We start from the raw sequence: 18,232 nt of genomic DNA on the forward strand, positions 1-18,232 counted from the left end.
ATTCAAAACTTCATTTCATTATACCGTTAAAATGTTTTTTTTTGTGAAATTCAAATCACCAGACTATACATTTACTTTAAAGCTTCAGCAGCCATCAAAGCACATTTTTCCCCATCGATAGCTGCAGAGATAATACCACCGGCATATCCCGCACCTTCTCCACACGGATACAGTCCTTTAATTTGTAAATGTTCATAAGTCATAGGATCTCTCGGAATTCGAACTGGCGATGATGTTCGGCTTTCAGGAGCATGCAAAATTGCTTCATTGGTCAAATAACCACGCATTGATTTTCCAAATTCTTTAAAACCTTCGCGCAGGATTTGAGATAAAAATCCCGGAAAAACCTGCCCCATTTCAACTGATGTTGTTCCGGGAACATAAGAAGTTTTCGGAATATCTGCTGAAACTTTATTCTGTGTAAAGTCGACCATTCGCTGAGCCGGAACTTTTTGAGTCTGTCCTGCCAAATGCCAGGCTTTTTGTTCGATACTTTTTTGAAACTCCATTCCGGCCAAAGCTCCAAATTTTGCAAAAGGTCTAAAATCTTCCAACTTTAATTCAATTACAATTCCTGAATTTGCTGTAACCTGATCTCGTTTTGAAGGTGACCATCCATTAGTTACCACTTCGCCGGGGCTCGTGGCACAAGGCGCAATTACACCACCCGGACACATACAGAACGAATACATTCCGCGACCGTTAACCTGCTTCACAATAGAATATGGCGCAGGAGGCAGATACTCCCCTCGATAATCACAACTATACTGAATACTGTCAATTAATTGCTGAGAATGCTCTGCTCGAACTCCTAAAGCGAAAGGTTTCGCCTCTATAAAAATTTTCTTTTTATCCAGTAACTCAAAAATATCACGTGCTGAATGTCCTGTTGCCAGGATCAATTTATTTGCCAGAATCTTGTCGCCGTTTTGAGTAACAACACCTTCAACTTCATTATTCTTTACCAAAATATCAGTAACACGTGTATCAAACAAAACCTGACCGCCAAACTCTATGATTTTATTACGGATATCTTCAATAATTTTTGGCAATTTATTGGTTCCAATGTGTGGATGTGCTTCTACCAGAATATCTTCAGAAGCCCCAAAAGCGACAAGTAACTCTAAGATTCGGGTTACATCTCCACGTTTTTTAGAACGCGTATATAATTTTCCATCTGAATAGGTTCCCGCTCCACCTTCTCCAAAACAATAATTAGAATCTTCGTTAACGATATGTTCACGATTTATTGCTTTTAAATCACGACGGCGTCCGCGAACATCTTTTCCTCTCTCGAGTACAACTGGCTTTAAACCCAACTCAATTAATTGAAGTGCCGCGAAAAGCCCTGCCGGACCTGCTCCAACCACAATTACTTCTTGTGCAGATGAAACATCCTTATATACCGGCAACTCTATTTTAGTTTCCTGAAAAGGCTCGCCTTTCAGATAGATAATGACTTTTAAATTGATTTTGATCGCTTTTTGACGCGCATCTATAGATCGTTTCAGAATCGAAACGTGCTGAATTTCTTTGGGAGAAACTTTTATTTGTTTAGACAAATGGTCTTTCAGCAACAACTCATTTGCTGCTATTTCCGGCGTTACCTGAAGTAAAAGTTCTCTTGGCATTGTATTTTATTTATTCAAATTAGCTTTTCTGTCTATGAAAAGAGCATGCAAAAGTACTATTTTGAAATGAAATTTTATCTGTCCTTTAAAATTTACACCATTCTATACCCTGTTTTGCCATATTAGTCCATACATCTTCGCTCAAAATAAACCTCAGTCGAAATGCATGCGCGGTTCTCGACTTCGCTCGAACGAACAATAAGATAAATTTAAAATAAAATACAATGCTCCCCCTCTTTAAAAAAACTTAGAGCCTTAGCATCTCAGAAACTTAGATGCTTTTTTTTCAAAATAGACTTTGTACCTTTGCCTCTCTGAACCTTTGAACCTATAAAACAATGTCTAGAAAAATAAAACTAATTTGGGATTTCCGTGGTCCTGCTTCTGCTAAAACAGCCGAACATCATGAAATACACCTTAAAGAATATATAGCAATCGAAAAGCTGCCTTTAAACATTACCGGATTTAAAATCATAAACGATATGCATGCCATCGCTTTTATGGTTGTAACCGATGAAAATATGATTCCTGTAAGAGATGCTTTGAAGCCGCATCGTGGGGAAGTTTATACGGAGTAAGATGTTGAATGTAAAATGTGAGATGTAAAATGTGGTTTTAGCACATCATTTCACATCTCACATTTAACTTATAACTAATTAGCTACTTCACTGATAAACTTAATTCTCATCAAACGCAATTCATCAATATCGTAATCGCCGTCAAATTCTTTAAGAGCATCTTCGATTTTATCCGATTCTGATTCCATAAAATAATCGTGGATTTCTTCCTGCTGATCGTCATCCAGCATGTCATCCAGCCAGTATTTAATATTTAGCTTGGTACCTGAATACACAATTTGCTCCATTTCTTTGATCAAAGCATCCATCGAAAGTCCTTTTGCAGAAGCAATATCACTTAGCGGCAATTTTCTGTCGATGTTTTGAATGATATATAATTTATTAGCTGAATTGACTCCGGTAGATTTCACCACTAAATCATCGGGGCGAACGATATCATTATCCTCTACGTATCTACTGATTAGAGAAACAAAATCACCACCATATTTTTTAGCTTTTCCTTCACCTACACCGTGAATATTAAACAACTCGGTTAAAGTGATTGGATATTTAAGAGCCATATCCTCAAGAGAAGGATCCTGAAAAACAACAAACGGAGGAACTCCTAACTTTTTAGCTACTTTTTTACGCAATTCGCGCAGCATACCCATTAAAACTTCATCGGCCGTTCCTGATGATTTTCCTCCGGTTACAATTGCTTCATCTTCAGATTCACTGTACTCATGATCTTCCGACATCATAAACGAAACCGGCTTTTTAATGAAGTTCAAACCTTCTTTAGTGATTTTCACCACACCATAAGTTTCAATATCTTTTGACAGATAACCCGCTACCAAAACTTGTCGAAGCAAAGCCATCCAATATTTCTCGTCGTGGTCAGAACCCGATCCAAAAAACGATTGAGTATCTGTTTTATGCGCTTTAATTACGGCATTTACACGTCCAATTAAGGTAAATACAATTTCTTTTGATTTATAAATATGCTTCGTATCCCGAACAATCTCCAACAATTTAACCACCTGATCTTTGGCTTCAATTCTTGTTTTAGGATTACGAACGTTGTCGTCCATATCGGCTCCTTCACCGGTCTCACTGTCAAATTCTTCACCAAAATAATGCAATAGAAATTTTCGGCGTGACATTGAAGTTTCGGCATACGCTACTACTTCCTGCAAAAGAGCAAATCCAATCTCCTGTTCTGCAACCGGCTTTCCGGACATGAATTTCTCCAACTTCTCTACATCTTTATAGGAGTAGTAAGCCAAACAATGTCCTTCTCCTCCATCACGGCCGGCACGACCTGTTTCCTGGTAATAACTCTCCAGTGATTTTGGAATATCGTGATGAATTACAAATCGAACGTCTGGTTTATCAATCCCCATTCCAAATGCAATAGTTGCCACTACCACATCAACGTCTTCCATCAGGAACATATCCTGATGTTTAGCACGGGTTTTAGCATCTAAACCTGCATGATATGGTACGGCACTGATCCCATTAACTTGTAAAACTTCGGCAATCGACTCTACTTTTTTACGGCTTAAGCAGTAAATAATTCCGGATTTGCCTTTATGTTGTCTGATAAATCGAATAATATCCGACTCTATATTTTTTGTTTTTGTTCGAACTTCGTAGTACAAGTTCGGTCTGTTGAACGATGCTTTAAAAGTATTGGCATCGGCCATATCAAGATTCTTCAGTATATCCTCCTGAACTTTTGGGGTTGCAGTGGCGGTAAGTCCAATAATAGGCACTTTACCTAATTGTTTGATTATATTTTTCAGATTACGGTATTCCGGTCTGAAATCATGACCCCACTCCGAAATACAATGTGCTTCGTCAATAGCTACAAAGGAAATAGATACGCTTTGTAAAAAAGCTACATATTCTTCTTTTGTTAACGATTCAGGTGCTACATACAAAAGTTTAGTCAAACCTGAAGTGATGTCTTTTTTAACCTGGGCAATTTCTGTTTTGGTGAGAGAGGAATTTAACACATGGGCAATTCCGTTTTCTGAGGAAAGGCTTCGAATAGCATCAACCTGATTTTTCATCAAAGCTATCAAAGGAGAAACAACTATGGCCGTTCCATCCTGAATTAAAGCGGGTAATTGATAACAAAGAGACTTTCCACCGCCAGTTGGCATAATTACAAAAGTATTCTTCTTCTCTAAAATACTCGTAATGACTTGCTCCTGCAAGCCCTTAAATTGGCTAAAGCCGAAATACTTCTTTAATTCCTTGTGTATTTCAATTTCGTTTGAATTCATTCTTTATATTAATGGATATTTTGTATAAATTTGCAACACATAAAGATACAACTTTCTTTTATACATACAAATTTTAAATATTCTGTTTTGATCACAAAAGAAAATATATTGGCGATCGCCAAAAAAACAATACTATCTGAAAGTGAAGCAATTACAAAGCTAATTGATTTTCTGGACGAAAATTTCTACGAAGCTGTCCAACGCATTTACGAAACAAAAGGCCGATTAGTGGTTACCGGCATCGGAAAAAGTGCCATTATTGCTCAAAAAATGGTAGCTACTTTTAACTCGACCGGTACACCCTCAATGTTCCTTCATGCTTCTGAAGCCATTCATGGCGACTTGGGAATGCTTCAAAATGAAGACATCGTAATCTGTATTTCAAAAAGCGGGAACAGTCCTGAAATAAAAGTATTGGTTCCTCTGTTAAAACGTTTCGGGAACATCCTAATCGGAATGACCGGAAATGTAACTTCATTTTTAGCTAAAGGCTCGGACTATGTATTAGACACAACTGTCGAAACAGAAGCTTGCCCAATCAATCTGGCACCAACCAACAGTACCACTGCTCAACTTGTTATGGGAGATGCTTTAGCAGTTTGTTTGATGGAAATGCGCGATTTTAAGCCTGAAGATTTTGCAGTTTATCACCCAGGCGGTGCTTTAGGAAAAAAACTACTGCTTCGTGTTAAAGACATGATTGAACATTCGTTAAAACCAATGGTTACTCCAGATACCTCAATCAAAAAAGCGATTTTTGAGATCTCCGAAAAAAGACTAGGGGTAACTGCCGTAATCGAAAACAACACCATTGTTGGAATTATTACAGACGGTGATATTAGAAGAATGCTGAACGACAGAGATTCTATTGCAGATTTAACTGCAAAAGATATCATGTCAAAAAATCCTAAAGTAGTATCTTCAGAAACAATGGCAGTTGACGCTTTGAATATCTTAGAAGATTTTTCGATAACACAGCTTATCGTAGCTGATAATGGAGAATACAAAGGCGTATTACATTTACATGACATTTTAAAAGAAGGAATCGTATAATGGCAAAAAAGAACCTTGGCGAGATGTCATTTCTGGATCATCTTGAAGAATTAAGATGGCTACTGGTTAGAAGTACAATGGCAACTATGATAATGGCGTTTGTAACCTATTTCATAAGTGACTATTTGTTTGACGAAATCATTCTTGGTCCAACCCGACCTACTTTTTTTACTTATGTCTGGTTCTGTGATTTATCACATCAACTGGGCTTTGCCGACAGTATCTGTATCACACAGCTGAATTTCATTATCCAAAATACCGAAATGGAAGGTCAGGTAAATATCTTTGTATGGATGTGTCTTTTAGCTGGTTTTATTTTAAGCTTCCCTTATATTTTATGGGAAATCTGGAAGTTCATCAGCCCTGCTTTATATGAAAAAGAGCGAAAAAATGCCAAAGTATTTATTTTCACCTCTTCTTTACTTTTCTTTTTAGGAGTACTGTTCGGATATTTCGTCGTAATTCCAATGTCGGTAAATTTCGTTGCCACTTTTTCGGTAAGTGATGTTGTCAAGAATCAATTTACATTAGACTCTTATATGGGAATGGTAAAAACAAGTATATTGGGAAGTGCTATCTTTTTTGAACTGCCAATTGCCATTTACTTTTTAACCAAGTTAGGATTAGTAACCCCTGAATTCTTAAGAAAATATTGGAAATATGCCGTTATTATCATCTTGATCATTGCAGCAATTGTAACACCTCCGGATGTAGTAAGTCAAACTATTGTAGCGATACCAATGTTGCTTATCTACGAAGTAAGTATCCTGATTTCTAAGATTGTTTATCGAAATAAAATGAAAGAAAATGTCTGATATCATAAAAGAATTTAACGATTACCGTTCTAAAATGAACGAAAAATTGCTGGCTGACAATAATAAAATTGTCAAAAGAATTTTCAATCTTGATACAAATGCTTATGCTGCCGGAGCTCTTGATGTAAAAACAAAAGAGCTTTTAGGATTGGTAGCTTCGGCTGTTTTACGTTGTGATGACTGCGTAAAATACCATCTTGAAACCAGCCATAAAGAAGGTGTTACGAAAGAAGAAATGATGGAAGCTATGGGGATCGCAACTTTAGTTGGCGGAACCATCGTAATTCCACATTTAAGAAGAGCATACGAATTTTGGGAAGCTTTAGAAGAAGCTGAAACTAAATAATTGTTAATACGTTTATTTGTTGAATCGTTTATTTGTTAATTTGTAACGAATAAACGATTTACACGTTTAAACGATTAAACTTAAAAAATGAAATTAAGAGCCGATAATTTAATAAAAACCTATAAAGGACGCAGTGTTGTAAAAGGAATTTCCGTTGAAGTTAATCAGGGAGAAATTGTAGGTCTTTTGGGGCCTAATGGTGCGGGAAAAACGACTTCGTTTTACATGATTGTAGGATTGGTAAAACCTAATTCAGGAAACATTTATCTGGACGACCTGAACATTACCGATTATCCTATGTACAAACGTGCTCAACAAGGAATTGGCTATTTGGCACAGGAAGCTTCTGTTTTTAGAAAATTAAGCATTGAAGACAATATTCTTAGTGTTTTGCAATTGACTAAGTTATCAAAAGAAGCACAGATCGCCAAAATGGAAAGTTTAATTGAAGAGTTCAGCTTAGAACACATTCGTACCAACCGTGGAGATTTACTTTCAGGAGGAGAACGTCGTCGTACTGAAATTGCACGTGCTCTGGCAACAGATCCAAAATTCATTTTACTAGATGAGCCTTTCGCAGGTGTTGACCCGGTTGCGGTTGAAGATATTCAGAGAATTGTAGCCCAGTTGAAAAATAAAAACATAGGAATTTTAATTACCGATCACAACGTTCAGGAAACTTTAGCCATCACTGATAAAACCTACTTAATGTTTGAAGGTGGAATTTTAAAAGCGGGAGTACCTGAAGAATTAGTGGAAGATGAAATGGTTCGCCGTGTTTACCTGGGACAAAATTTTGAACTACGTAAGAAGAAACTTGAATTTTAAAAATGTTATCTGTAGGATGTAAAATGTGAGATGTAAAAGGTTAGTAATCTTTTTTACATCTCACATTTTACTTTTTACAAAAAAAACTATTCAACAGTAATAAACTGCAATTGTTCTAAATCTCCGTTATAAATATTCACATCTACAGTTCGTTTGATTCCCGGCAAGGTAGCTTTTTCCGTAAATTGCCAGAATAACCAATCCTCTTCAATTTTCTCTCTGTAGAAATTGTAATTGGCGATCCAGAATAAATACTCTCCAAACTCTTCTTTTAGGAAATCACCGTAGTAACGCTCTCCGGTATAAATAATCGGACGTACCTGATAATGCGCCTCGACCTTATTCAACCAGCGTTTTAACCCTTTCTTCAAACTGTCTAACGATTGATTTTTAGGCAATCTTTCAATGTCTAAAACCGGAGGCAGATCTCCTTTTTGGAGCTTTACTGTTTTAATAAACAAATCGGCTTGCTCTATCGAATTTTCGTTCGGACGATAGTAATGATAAGCCCCACGAATAATTTTATGTTTTTTTGCACCTAACCAATTGTGCATAAATTGCCTGTCTACTTTATTATTTCCTGCCGTAGCCCTGATAAAAACAAACTGAACCGGATATTTTTCTTCTAAAACCTCAACATCACTCCAGTGCACAGTTCCCTGAAATTCAGAAACATCAATACCAATTACTTTTCCTTTGTGATTTTCGAGAACCTGAACATTTCTAACATCAGAAAGATGTTTTTCTACCGCATCCTCTTCCAGAACTTTATTTGATTTAAAGCCCAGATAATAAGCCAGTCCATCACGATAATGATACACTGTCGCACAAAAAAGCAGCACTAAAAAAGAATAAATAATAAAACGAAGTCCGCTCGCTAAAATCGATCTCTGAGGTTTCGATTTTCGGGAGTTAGAAGTTCTTCGAGTGGTCGTTTTTCTTGCCATTCCAATAAAAACTACTTTTTCAAAAAGATATTATTCACTACTGAAAGCAACACATAAATGATAATAATCAACGGAATTGCCATGTACTGCAATAACACCACTAAAGCCAAAGAAATTAATAAAAATACAATTTGCAAGACATTATCCTTTACAGTAAACTTTTTAACTTTTAATGCAAACAATGGAATCTCGGCATTTAAAATATAAGCACTGCATAAAGTAATCCCCAAAAGAATCCAATGATTCGTTAACATTTCAAATATGATTAATGAATCAGAGAAATCGATCACTAACGGAAGACTTAAAATAAAAAGCGCGTTTGCCGGAGTTGGCAAACCAATAAACGAATCCGTCTGACGTGTATCAATATTAAAATTAGCCAATCGGTAACAAGAACCTAATGTTACAATAAATCCAAGAAAAGGAACGATCGTTAAGGCAACTTCATTGTTCGGGTCAGCACTTTTTAAGAACAGACTGTACATTACATAACCCGGAACAACACCACTGGTTACCATATCTGCTAACGAATCTAACTGTAATCCAAGCGGACTTGAAACTTTGAACAATCGGGCAAAAAAACCATCAAAAAAATCAAAAAAGATCCCTAAGGAAACCATGCAAAAAGCCATTAAAAAGTTCTCTTGAGAAACAAAAACAACAGCAATACAGCCGCAGAACAGGTTAATTAATGTGATTAAATTAGGAATGTGTTTTTTAATGTTCATGATTTATATTTTTAACAAATGGTGAAGGGCAAATTTCGTATAAATAAGCGACATTAATAGCAAAAATTTCTATTAAAATTCTCTCCTTTCAAAAGCTTTATAAACATTTTCTCATGAAAAATTTAAGTTTTACAATAATTTCAATTAGATGAGTAAAATATTATATTTTTGATGAAAATTAAAACAGACTCCGGTTTGCTAAAATATATCCGTTGAAGAAAATCTTTGCATTTTTATTATTGTGGAGCTGCTCCTTACAGTATGCACAAACCGTTCGGAAATATTCGAATGAGTTTATGAATATTGGCGTGGATGCAGCTGCTTTAGGAATGTCAGGTACAGTTGTAGCTTCTACAAATGATGTCAATTCCGTTTATTGGAATCCGGCTGGTCTGACCCATCTTGAGGATCATCAAATTTCGTTGATGCATGCCAATTACTTTGCCAATATAGCACAATACGATTACATTGGATATGCCAGCCCGATTGACGACAGAAGTGCCTGGGGAATTTCGATGATTCGTTTTGGAGTTGATGATATTATGGACACCACACAATTGATCGACAATCAGGGAAATATAGATTACAACCGAATCAGACTGTTCTCTACTGCGGATTATGGTTTTACTTTCTCCTACGCGAGAAAATTACCTGTAGATGGTTTTCAATATGGTGTAAATGCAAAAGTAATCCGAAGGGTTATTGGAAAATTTGCCAATTCCTGGGGTTTTGGCTTTGACTTTGGTCTTCAATTTGAGAGAAACGGATGGAACTTTGGTTTGATGCTTCGGGATATTACCACTACTTATAATGTTTGGAATATCAATGAAGAAGAATACAAAAAAATTGCCAATGCCATCCCGGGAGAAAACAACGAATTACCGGAAAGTACCGAGATTACGTTACCAAAAGCTCAACTGGGAGTTTCTAAAAAAATCGAGTTTCATGGCGATTACAGTCTTTTGGTAGCCACCAATTTAAACATACGTTTCGAGCAAACCAATGATATCATTTCGTCAAAAGTAGTTAGTATTGATCCTGCTTTGGGATTTGAGTTTGGTTATACTAATCTTGTATTTTTAAGGGCAGGAGCAGGAAATTTTCAAAATGTAACTCAGCTGGATAATACCGAAAAGCTCAACTTTCAGCCTAACATAGGCCTTGGTTTTAAATACAAAGGCATTCAGGTCGATTATGCACTGACTGATTTAGGAAATCAAAGCACTGCTTTATACTCTAATATTTTTTCATTAAAAGTAGATTTAGGTATCTTTAGATAATATTTGTTAACCATTAAACTTCTTAAAATTTTAAATTATGAAAAATGTCCTTTTCAAAAAAACACTTTTTAGTTTACTATTATTACTAAGTTTTTTAGGTTATAGTCAAAATCTACCGTTATCAAAAGAGGCTAAAATAAGCGTTATTACCTGCGGGCTGGGTAATGAAAGCTATTCTTATTTTGGTCATACTGCCATTCGTGTTGTTGATCCGTCTAATAATATTGATGTTGTCTATAATTACGGTAATTTTGATTTTAGAACACCCAATTTTGTTGCTAAGTTCGCAAAGGGAGATTTACAATATTTTGTTGGCGTACGATCGTTTCCTGAGTTTATCAACGATTATACTAATGAAAAAAGAAGTGTTTTCGAACAGGAACTTTTGATCTCTAAGGATTTAAAACAAAATTTTTTTGACAACTTAAATGCCGCTGCATTCTCTGAGGATCGCTATTACACCTATAAATTTATCGATAAAAACTGTACTTCGATGGTTGTAGATGTTATCAATAAATCTTTAAATGCAAATATTGTAACGAAAAAAGGAGATACTGAAGAAACATACCGATCTATTTTATTTCCTTACTTCAAAGATCATTTTTATGAGCAGCTTGGAACCAGTATTATTTTCGGAACCAAAGTAGATCAGGCAGGCACTAAGATCTTTTTACCCTTCGAATTGAAAAACAGTTTAGAAAAAACTACTTTTCAAAATCAGCCTTTAGTAAGTAAAAGCAAAACACTACTTAGTTTTGAAAAAGAAATTCCAAGTTCATGGTGGAATAACATTTACACTTACCTCCTAATATTGGCTTTCGTAATTTTGGTACACCATAAAGTGGTGGATAAAATCTATCTTTTGATCTTGTCGTTGATCGGAATCTTTTTTGTTACGGTTGGGTTTTATTCGCTTCATCAGGAACTGGCGATGAATTATAATGTGCTTTTGTTAAGTCCGCTTTTATTGGTATTAATCCTCTTTTCGCTCTTAAAAAACAAAAGATGGACTTACCGTTTCGCGGTTCTACATTTACTTTTTTTGATTGTTTATACCCTTTTTATGATCAACAAGGCACACTTCTTTATTGTTCTGCCAATGATCATAACTAGTGGATTTGTTTTGGTTAGAGTAGCTATCCGAAATAAAAAACGTATTCCGATTATTATCTAATTTACTGTCCGCGGTAAAACAGAACGGTTGTAATGGTTTTAAAAGTAATACTCAAATCCAGAAAGATACTTCTGTGTTTGATATAGTATAAGTCGTATTGCAGTTTGATCAAACTCTCCTCTATAGATTCTCCATAAGAATAGTTTACTTGTGCCCAACCGGTAAGTCCCGGTTTTATAACGTGTCTAGTCTCATAAAAAGGCATTATACGGGCAATTTCATCCACGAAAAATGGTCGTTCAGGTCTTGGTCCAATTACCGCCATATCGCCTTTTAAAATATTAAAAAATTGAGGTAATTCATCGATTCTTGATTTACGCATCATTTTACCAAAAGGCGTAATCCGTTTATCATTTGAAGTAGCGAAAACAATTCCATTAGATTCCGAGTTTTCGACCATTGTTCTGAACTTATAGATCTTAAAAACAACTCCATTTTTACCTACTCGTTCCTGGGTGTAAAACAAAGTTCCTTTATTCGCTAACAAATTCGTAACAAGAATAACAGGGATAAACAGAAAACAAACCAATAGTCCGGTAATGGAGAACAACATCTCTATGAAACGAACAAAAAACAAGTATAATTTATTGCTATTATTTCTGCTGAAGGGAAAGAATCTATAAAAGTCACGGGCTATATAATGTACCGGAATACGCTGTGTTTTACTTTCGTAAACCTGAGTATACTCTCTGATGATATTTCCTGATTCTAATAAGTGAAGTAATTGCTGGTATAAATCGGCAGTGATTCCATCTGTTTTTTGAGAAGCAATCACAATCTCCGAAACCTGATTACGCACCACAAACTCCTCTAGATCTTTCTTTTTAACTTCTTTTACATAGTGAAAATTTGAATCTTCTTCTGAAATTGCATCTGAATTTACAAAACCAATAATTTTGTAATGCGGATCCACATTCTCAAGTCCTAAAACCAATTCTTCTACCTGATTTTGGTCACAAATTAAAACTACATTCTGAGAAAAACGATGCGATGCCAGGAAGTAAACATAAAACAAACGCCACAATAGCAATGTACCCAATATTGTAAAATAAAAAATTACGATAATTAATCGCTGCTTAGGCAATACTGGGGCTAGAATTGGAGTAAACAAATAGGCCAGACTTGAAGCTGTGGCCGTAAAAATTACACTTTGAAGAATTTGCAACTGATTACTGGCTACCTGTAGATTGTACATTTCGAATATTACGCCAAAAGCGTACACATAAGTCAGAAGTAAAAGTATACTTGGAAAATTACTCTTATCAAAAACGAAATAGTTATAATGAAATACTAAACTTAACAGATATAATGCGGACAAAATAAAAACAACATCGAAAAGAAGAAGTAAGACTCTCCTTTCCGAAATTTCGAAATGCATTTTAGTTTTTGAAAACATTTAATAAGTTTGTTAGGGGCTTAAACTTGAGGCAAATGTATTATAAAAAAAAGAACTTAATCGACGGAATTTTCTGCTTTTTCAGGAATTTTAACCTGAACAAAAAGTAATGATAATGCATATACGAAAGCTGGTGCTGCAGTACGCATGGCGGCATGATTAATCGTTAACAACCAAAAGGCAAAAAATGACAAAAAGTAGAGATGTTGCTTGTTACTTATATAGACGACAAAAGGAGTCAAAAATAATATTATTAGTCCAAAAAACCCAAACAAACCATGTTCACTAAACATACGAGTAATTTCGTTGTGTGAAGCTGCGTCATCTCCAAATCTTTCTGCCCTAACATACCTTCCCATTCCTGGTCCAACTCCTAAAATGGGGTTATCCATAAAAAGGGCAAATTCTTCATTCATAATTTGTTCCCTTCCTCCCAAGCGGTCTTTTTTATTCCTCCCTCTCGCATCCTGATTTGCATAACGTTTTTCTATAAGTCCTTTGGTCTGAAAAGAAGAGTACGTCCAAACTCCTATGCCTATTAATCCCGTAAGAATAAAAACCAATACGAATTTGTTTTTCCCTCGTAGATTTGAGTACTTATATAACAAGAATAATAAACAAACAATCATGACCACAGCTGTTAGAACCCCTCCTCTTGAAAAGGTAACAATACCTCTATAGGTCACAAATATTAGTAAAACTCCGTTTAGAATAATTTTTATTTTCGATTTTGAAAACAATATCAATTGTGTAAAAAACACAAACATTCCCAAGCCCAAAGCGGTAGAAACCTGATTAGGTCCAAATCCTCCGGAAGTTTCAAAATTAGATTGTGTACCTGTAACTACATCTCTAACACTGGGATTAAATAAAAACAAATATACTGTTGTGCTCAATATCGGTAATCCCATTGCAACCAATACATTTTGCAAATTCGAAAACAAAATTCTTCTTTTAAACATGTAAATTGATGATATTGCTAAACACAATGGCCCTGATAAATTAAACACCAATGATTTTTTAATATCTATAGAAGGATTAAAAGCGGTAGCTGTTATTAAGATACCCGGAATCAGCAAGACAAGAAAAACCCAATATATAAAGGCATTTGTCGAAAAATTACTATATATCATACCCAACAGCATGAAAAAAATGACATTGACTTTAACATATTCATTGTTAAAATTTCCTCCTGTCATCCGCAAAAAAACCTCAACACCTACCAAATATGCCGCAACTATCAGTACTTCATTGTTTACATTTTTAGTCCGGTAAACAATAAAGAGACCTACAGCAGGAATTAAAAGCGCATATATTTTCGATAAAAAAGGCACAGCAAAAACAACTACAGCAATTACTGCATGAATTAGAAGCAGAAGAATATAATGTTCTTTTTTATTTTTCATTTATTAGGTCTATTGTTTTCAAACTGTAAAAGTAAGTAAAGATTTCAACCATAAAAGATATTCTTTTACAATCGCACTTTCACTAAAATTTAGCTGAACCTTATTATACAATTCTAAAGCCATTTCATCTCTGTACTTACCGGATACTATTAATTTTTCGATTGCTCCGGCAAACTCTTTTAAGTTATCAGGTTCTACTATTAATCCTTCTTTACCGGAGGTAATTATCTTTGAAATTTCGCCTACGTTTGTAGCAACCACAGGCAATTTATATAATCCATACTCTAAAACAGCCAATGGAAGCCCTTCTGAAACTGATGTTAAAACAGCAATCTGACATTGTTCTAAAGCAGATCCGACGTTAGTAGTGGTTCCATAAAAGAAAATGGTCTCCTGAAGGTCCAAATCCATAACTTTTTGTTTCAGAATTTTAGAATAAGAATCTTCAAAGTCTTTTCCAAACAAATGATAGGTCCAGTCCGGAAACTTGTTCTTTAGCAAATTAGCCGCTTCAAGTAATAATTCATGATTTTTCTGAGGGCGCAAATTGGCTACACAAATAATCCTTTTATCCTCAGATCCGTTTAAGTTTTGTTTCTGGCCGGATTTACTATCAACAATAAAATTAGGAAAATAAACAATATCTGAACACCACAGATAAGACGCTGCCCAATCTTTTAAGGCTGAATTTACCGAAATAATCCCAGTAAAGAAAAAAGAACCAAGTTTTAAACTTAAGTTTTTCCGGGCGTATAAATCTTGCGAAATACCATAATGATCGTGCCAGATAATTTTAATTTTGGGCAAAGTCAATTTAACTAAAACGGCAGTAAAAAAAGAAGAACTGTGAGCATGAATCACCTCAACTTTATTCTTTTTTATGTATTTACGCAATGTAAAAACGGCCTGTAAATCTATTTTTTTTCTTTTCTTTAAAAACAAATAGGGAACGCTATCATCAATCTGATTTACCAGTAATCCTTCTTTTCGGGAAACAACTAAACCTGAAAACGCTATGTTTTTTGATAGTGCATTTGCATAGTTTACCGCCATACGCTCTGCACCTCCGGCTTCTAAAGAATCTATTATTTGTATAATTCTCATTTTAACAAGAGTTTTTTAATTTCGGCTTCAAAAACATCGGTCGTATAATTTTGTGACCAATTGCCTGCTAAATTACTTTTGTTAAAAAAGAGCGTCTGATTCTTCAGTATTCCGATTATTTCATTAACATCTTTCTCGAAATCCATTTCTAACAAAAGCCCCCTGTTACCATAATCGAGCATAAAGGGAACACAGGATATTTTGGTTGCAATAGGCACACATCCCCAAAACATTCCTTCGGCAATTGCTTTTGGCCAGCCTTCGCTTTTTGATGGCAAAATGACAAAATGAGTTTTTTGATAAGCTTTTTTTACGGTTTCCAGATCCTGATTTCCATGCAAAACAATTTCTTTCTCTAAACTATTGTTTTTAATATATTCTTCTAAAAAATTTCTTTCCGATCCTTCTCCATATAAACTTAACACTACGTTATTTCCTCTTTTTAATAATTCATGAACCAATTGTAATGCATATAACGGATTTTTGCCCGGAGTAAGACTTCCCACAAAAATAAATTCTATCCTATTATCAAAACTTATTTTTTTAATACTTTCTTTTTCTGCGTCAGCATAAGTTGCAGTAAAAAAAGGCTTAATATTTTGTGATTGATTTTTCCATTCTCCATACACCAAAACTTTCATCTTTCGGGTCAAAAAAGGATTGTTTAAAATCCATTTTTGAATTTTATAACTACAGGGCTGTTTACTTTCAGGATCCCAATTACCCGCATATTTAGCTGTTTTAGGCTTATTTGGAAAAAATACCTGAACAAAACATGCCAACAAACCTATATTTCCGGGACAGCGCAAATGAATATGGTCTGCCTTTTTCATTGCTTTGAATAAAACCAAAATATTATAAAAACTGGAAAAGAAGGATTTTAGAATATTTGAAAAAGAACTTAAATTAAAATCTTTAAGCTGAAAATGCTTTTTGAAAGTAAAGGGAATTTCAGTGATTAAAAGTCCTCTGTCTTTTTCCCAAACCGGGCAGCAGAAAATAAAATCATCGCTAAACTGCTCTAAAATAATTAGCTCCTTCACATAAGGACTATAAGCAAATGGAATTTGATTTTTATAAATTAATGGCGCTGATGAGACAATTAATAATTTCATTAAATATATCCTTTTGAGCCGTTTTGAGAAATGATTACAGCCGGAACCCCCATTGCAACAGCATTCTCCGGTAAAGAATCTTTAACCATAGAGCAGGCACCGATTAGTACATTATTGCCAATAGTAATTTTACCGGCAACTACTGCATTGGCTCCAATATATATATTATTCCCTAAAACTGGTATTCCTCGCTTTTCGCCATTACCTGATACACCAATAGTAACGCCTTGTGATATATTACAATTATCTCCAATAATAGCCTTTGCATTGATAATAATACCTCCAAAATGACCTATATAAAAGGAATGCCCGATTTTTACAGAAGATGCTATCGAAATCCCTGTGACAATTTCGATCGTTTTTTGCCATACCAAAGTAGAAAACAACAGAGGAAGTCTAAATAATTTCCAGGTAATATTAGTATAAATGTAATAGGCAATCCTATATTGAAAAGTGGCCCAAAAGCCCTGAGTAAAAAATACAATTACAAAGAAATGACCGCCATATTTGCGGTATTTTCTATAATCTGACTTTATAAGTTGAAATAAATTCATCTAACTATTTTATTCTTCAGGTTTATTAAAAATTAAACTAAACCAGCCTAAAATTCTACCAAGACTTTCTGTAAAAGCGGCTTTTTTGTTACTTGAGGTAAATGTATTACTAAATCTGACCAATGTCAAAAGTAATGTAATTGCATTCCATTTGTATCTATTCTTAAAATCCGGATTGGGGTTTTTAACACGCCAGACATACCATCCGTTTCTAACTACCATTTTTCCATAATAATACCGGTTGGGTCTTCCGGTTTCGGCATGAAAATGACCTAATCTTGCGGCTGTATTGATATAAAGTTTACCAATCTTTGCGACTCTTAAAGTAAAATCAGCATCTTCATATAAACCATAACCTTCAAAATAGGTAGAAAATGACAGCTTCTCAAAAACTGATTTTTTAAAGGAAGAAACGCCTCCCATTAATTGCTCAACTTCATATATTTTACCACTGGGTGGCAAAAAACCAATACTTCTGCCATGTGAGAATAAAGGAGAAAAACCAGGGAGACAATTACTGTCTAAATGAAGTTTTTTTCGCAAAACAAACCTGCTTCCGTCTTTGCGTTTCCATCCGTCAAAATAAAATTCATTAATCTGAGGAATGTAATTTTGGGTTGCTTTTTCCCATTTTACTTCATTCGTAATATAACCTCCTACGCCCATAGCATCAGGAAACACGCTATAGGTTTGTAATAAATTTTCAAAATAATCTGACTCCAGAATTGTGTCATCATCCAAAAAACAAACAACTTCAATACCCTGACCAACTTTACCAATACCAAAATTCCTTTGTCTGGTAAGTCCGCGATTTTGATCATCAACTAAAAAGTACTTTAAATTTTGAAATGAATTCTCACTTAAAATAATTTCTGATTCCTTATTTACAGAACCGTCGATAATTAAAATTTCATCCGGATATAAGGTTTGTGTCTTTACGGATTGCAATAACTCCAGCAGAGGCTGAGGACGCATGTAAGTACAAATGATTAAAGAAAATTTCATAT

Annotated in this window: 17 protein-coding genes; 7 read left to right on the forward strand and 10 right to left on the reverse strand. The window is 34.9% G+C overall.

All coding sequences use genetic code 11. From position 1 onward, the window contains the following. Window positions 1-71: 71 nt before the first annotated feature. A complete protein-coding gene (locus tag ACAM30_RS04625; protein ID WP_369617441.1) occupies window positions 72-1,631 on the reverse strand; it encodes an NAD(P)/FAD-dependent oxidoreductase in 1,560 nt (519 codons plus the stop codon). A 338-nt stretch (window positions 1,632-1,969) separates the two neighbouring features. Here ACAM30_RS04625 and ACAM30_RS04630 point away from each other — a divergent pair, with 338 nt between their 5' ends. Next, window positions 1,970-2,209 carry a hypothetical protein gene (locus tag ACAM30_RS04630; protein WP_369617442.1) on the forward strand — a complete coding sequence of 80 codons (240 nt, stop codon included), beginning with the start codon at window positions 1,970-1,972 and terminating at the stop codon, window positions 2,207-2,209. A gap of 74 nt (window positions 2,210-2,283) precedes the next feature. Here ACAM30_RS04630 and recQ read toward each other — a convergent pair whose 3' ends face one another. Further along, a complete protein-coding gene (gene recQ / locus ACAM30_RS04635; protein WP_369617443.1) occupies window positions 2,284-4,479 on the reverse strand; it encodes a DNA helicase RecQ in 2,196 nt (731 codons plus the stop codon). An 87-nt stretch (window positions 4,480-4,566) separates the two neighbouring features. Here recQ and ACAM30_RS04640 point away from each other — a divergent pair, with 87 nt between their 5' ends. The 4 genes from ACAM30_RS04640 to lptB all read left to right on the forward strand — a co-directional run bounded on the left by ACAM30_RS04640 (window position 4,567) and on the right by lptB (window position 7,521). Then, the gene (locus tag ACAM30_RS04640; protein ID WP_369617444.1) at window positions 4,567-5,532 is read left to right on the forward strand and encodes an SIS domain-containing protein; all 966 of its coding nucleotides are present in this window, start codon (window positions 4,567-4,569) and stop codon (window positions 5,530-5,532) included. Next, window positions 5,532-6,347, forward strand: a complete 816-nt coding sequence (tatC, locus tag ACAM30_RS04645) for a twin-arginine translocase subunit TatC (protein ID WP_369617445.1) — start codon at window positions 5,532-5,534, stop codon at window positions 6,345-6,347. The genes ACAM30_RS04640 and tatC overlap by 1 nt, the downstream gene beginning before the upstream one ends. Then, window positions 6,340-6,693, forward strand: a complete 354-nt coding sequence (locus tag ACAM30_RS04650; RefSeq protein WP_369617446.1) for a carboxymuconolactone decarboxylase family protein — start codon at window positions 6,340-6,342, stop codon at window positions 6,691-6,693. The genes tatC and ACAM30_RS04650 overlap by 8 nt, the downstream gene beginning before the upstream one ends. Window positions 6,694-6,780: 87 nt before the next feature. After that, window positions 6,781-7,521: an LPS export ABC transporter ATP-binding protein gene (gene lptB, locus ACAM30_RS04655; RefSeq protein ID WP_017494919.1), complete on the forward strand. Its 741-nt coding sequence runs from the start codon at window positions 6,781-6,783 to the stop codon at window positions 7,519-7,521. Between the two features lie 86 nt (window positions 7,522-7,607). Here the strand turns inward: lptB and ACAM30_RS04660 are convergent, their stop codons facing one another. Together ACAM30_RS04660 and ACAM30_RS04665 are read right to left on the reverse strand one after the other, a co-directional pair. Then, the gene (locus ACAM30_RS04660; protein WP_369617447.1) at window positions 7,608-8,468 is read right to left on the reverse strand and encodes a glycoside hydrolase family 25 protein; all 861 of its coding nucleotides are present in this window, start codon (window positions 8,466-8,468) and stop codon (window positions 7,608-7,610) included. Between the two features lie 11 nt (window positions 8,469-8,479). Next, window positions 8,480-9,196 carry a phosphatidylcholine/phosphatidylserine synthase gene (locus ACAM30_RS04665; protein ID WP_369617448.1) on the reverse strand — a complete coding sequence of 239 codons (717 nt, stop codon included), beginning with the start codon at window positions 9,194-9,196 and terminating at the stop codon, window positions 8,480-8,482. Between the two features lie 296 nt (window positions 9,197-9,492). On the opposite strand from ACAM30_RS04665, the gene ACAM30_RS04670 reads away from it, so the two are divergent. Then, the gene (locus ACAM30_RS04670) at window positions 9,493-10,476 is read left to right on the forward strand and encodes a PorV/PorQ family protein (RefSeq protein ID WP_369618640.1); all 984 of its coding nucleotides are present in this window, start codon (window positions 9,493-9,495) and stop codon (window positions 10,474-10,476) included. Window positions 10,477-10,513: 37 nt separating this feature from the next. Further along, complete coding sequence (locus ACAM30_RS04675; RefSeq protein ID WP_369617449.1) at window positions 10,514-11,650, forward strand: DUF4105 domain-containing protein; 1,137 nt, start codon at window positions 10,514-10,516, stop codon at window positions 11,648-11,650. Window position 11,651: 1 nt separating this feature from the next. On the opposite strand, the gene ACAM30_RS04680 is transcribed toward ACAM30_RS04675, so the two are convergent. From ACAM30_RS04680 to ACAM30_RS04705, 6 genes are read right to left on the reverse strand one after another with little or no spacing between them, the layout of a single operon-like run. After that, window positions 11,652-13,046 (reverse strand): sugar transferase, encoded by a 1,395-nt coding sequence (locus tag ACAM30_RS04680; RefSeq protein WP_369617450.1) that lies wholly within the window; start codon window positions 13,044-13,046, stop codon window positions 11,652-11,654. A gap of 56 nt (window positions 13,047-13,102) precedes the next feature. Continuing rightward, the gene (locus ACAM30_RS04685; RefSeq protein ID WP_369617451.1) at window positions 13,103-14,452 is read right to left on the reverse strand and encodes an O-antigen ligase family protein; all 1,350 of its coding nucleotides are present in this window, start codon (window positions 14,450-14,452) and stop codon (window positions 13,103-13,105) included. A gap of 18 nt (window positions 14,453-14,470) precedes the next feature. Then, complete coding sequence (locus ACAM30_RS04690; RefSeq protein WP_369617452.1) at window positions 14,471-15,556, reverse strand: glycosyltransferase; 1,086 nt, start codon at window positions 15,554-15,556, stop codon at window positions 14,471-14,473. After that, entirely contained in the window at window positions 15,553-16,671 is a 1,119-nt protein-coding gene (locus tag ACAM30_RS04695; RefSeq protein WP_369617453.1) for a glycosyltransferase, read from the reverse strand. The genes ACAM30_RS04690 and ACAM30_RS04695 overlap by 4 nt, the downstream gene beginning before the upstream one ends. After that, entirely contained in the window at window positions 16,671-17,225 is a 555-nt protein-coding gene (locus ACAM30_RS04700; protein WP_369617454.1) for a serine O-acetyltransferase, read from the reverse strand. The genes ACAM30_RS04695 and ACAM30_RS04700 overlap by 1 nt, the downstream gene beginning before the upstream one ends. A gap of 9 nt (window positions 17,226-17,234) precedes the next feature. Then, the gene (locus tag ACAM30_RS04705; protein WP_369617455.1) at window positions 17,235-18,230 is read right to left on the reverse strand and encodes a glycosyltransferase family 2 protein; all 996 of its coding nucleotides are present in this window, start codon (window positions 18,228-18,230) and stop codon (window positions 17,235-17,237) included. Between the last annotated feature and the right edge of the window lie 2 nt (window positions 18,231-18,232).

The sequence above is a fragment of the Flavobacterium sp. CFS9 genome (genome assembly GCF_041154745.1).
Lineage (GTDB): Bacteria > Bacteroidota > Bacteroidia > Flavobacteriales > Flavobacteriaceae > Flavobacterium.

What these genes read in the sequence shown, in the direction of transcription:
- ACAM30_RS04670 (WP_369618640.1), top strand. Translation starts at nt 9,493, where the DNA reads ATGAATATTGGCGTGGATGCAGCTGCTTTAGGAATGTCAGGTACAGTT.
- ACAM30_RS04695 (WP_369617453.1), bottom strand. Translation starts at nt 16,671, where the DNA reads ATGAAATTATTAATTGTCTCATCAGCGCCATTAATTTATAAAAATCAA.
- ACAM30_RS04705 (WP_369617455.1), bottom strand. Translation starts at nt 18,230, where the DNA reads ATGAAATTTTCTTTAATCATTTGTACTTACATGCGTCCTCAGCCTCTG.
- ACAM30_RS04650 (WP_369617446.1), top strand. Translation starts at nt 6,340, where the DNA reads ATGTCTGATATCATAAAAGAATTTAACGATTACCGTTCTAAAATGAAC.
- tatC (WP_369617445.1), top strand. Translation starts at nt 5,532, where the DNA reads ATGGCAAAAAAGAACCTTGGCGAGATGTCATTTCTGGATCATCTTGAA.
- ACAM30_RS04675 (WP_369617449.1), top strand. Translation starts at nt 10,514, where the DNA reads ATGAAAAATGTCCTTTTCAAAAAAACACTTTTTAGTTTACTATTATTA.
- ACAM30_RS04665 (WP_369617448.1), bottom strand. Translation starts at nt 9,196, where the DNA reads ATGAACATTAAAAAACACATTCCTAATTTAATCACATTAATTAACCTG.
- recQ (WP_369617443.1), bottom strand. Translation starts at nt 4,479, where the DNA reads ATGAATTCAAACGAAATTGAAATACACAAGGAATTAAAGAAGTATTTC.
- ACAM30_RS04625 (WP_369617441.1), bottom strand. Translation starts at nt 1,631, where the DNA reads ATGCCAAGAGAACTTTTACTTCAGGTAACGCCGGAAATAGCAGCAAAT.
- ACAM30_RS04660 (WP_369617447.1), bottom strand. Translation starts at nt 8,468, where the DNA reads ATGGCAAGAAAAACGACCACTCGAAGAACTTCTAACTCCCGAAAATCG.
- ACAM30_RS04680 (WP_369617450.1), bottom strand. Translation starts at nt 13,046, where the DNA reads ATGTTTTCAAAAACTAAAATGCATTTCGAAATTTCGGAAAGGAGAGTC.
- ACAM30_RS04700 (WP_369617454.1), bottom strand. Translation starts at nt 17,225, where the DNA reads ATGAATTTATTTCAACTTATAAAGTCAGATTATAGAAAATACCGCAAA.
- ACAM30_RS04630 (WP_369617442.1), top strand. Translation starts at nt 1,970, where the DNA reads ATGTCTAGAAAAATAAAACTAATTTGGGATTTCCGTGGTCCTGCTTCT.
- ACAM30_RS04685 (WP_369617451.1), bottom strand. Translation starts at nt 14,452, where the DNA reads ATGAAAAATAAAAAAGAACATTATATTCTTCTGCTTCTAATTCATGCA.
- ACAM30_RS04690 (WP_369617452.1), bottom strand. Translation starts at nt 15,556, where the DNA reads ATGAGAATTATACAAATAATAGATTCTTTAGAAGCCGGAGGTGCAGAG.
- lptB (WP_017494919.1), top strand. Translation starts at nt 6,781, where the DNA reads ATGAAATTAAGAGCCGATAATTTAATAAAAACCTATAAAGGACGCAGT.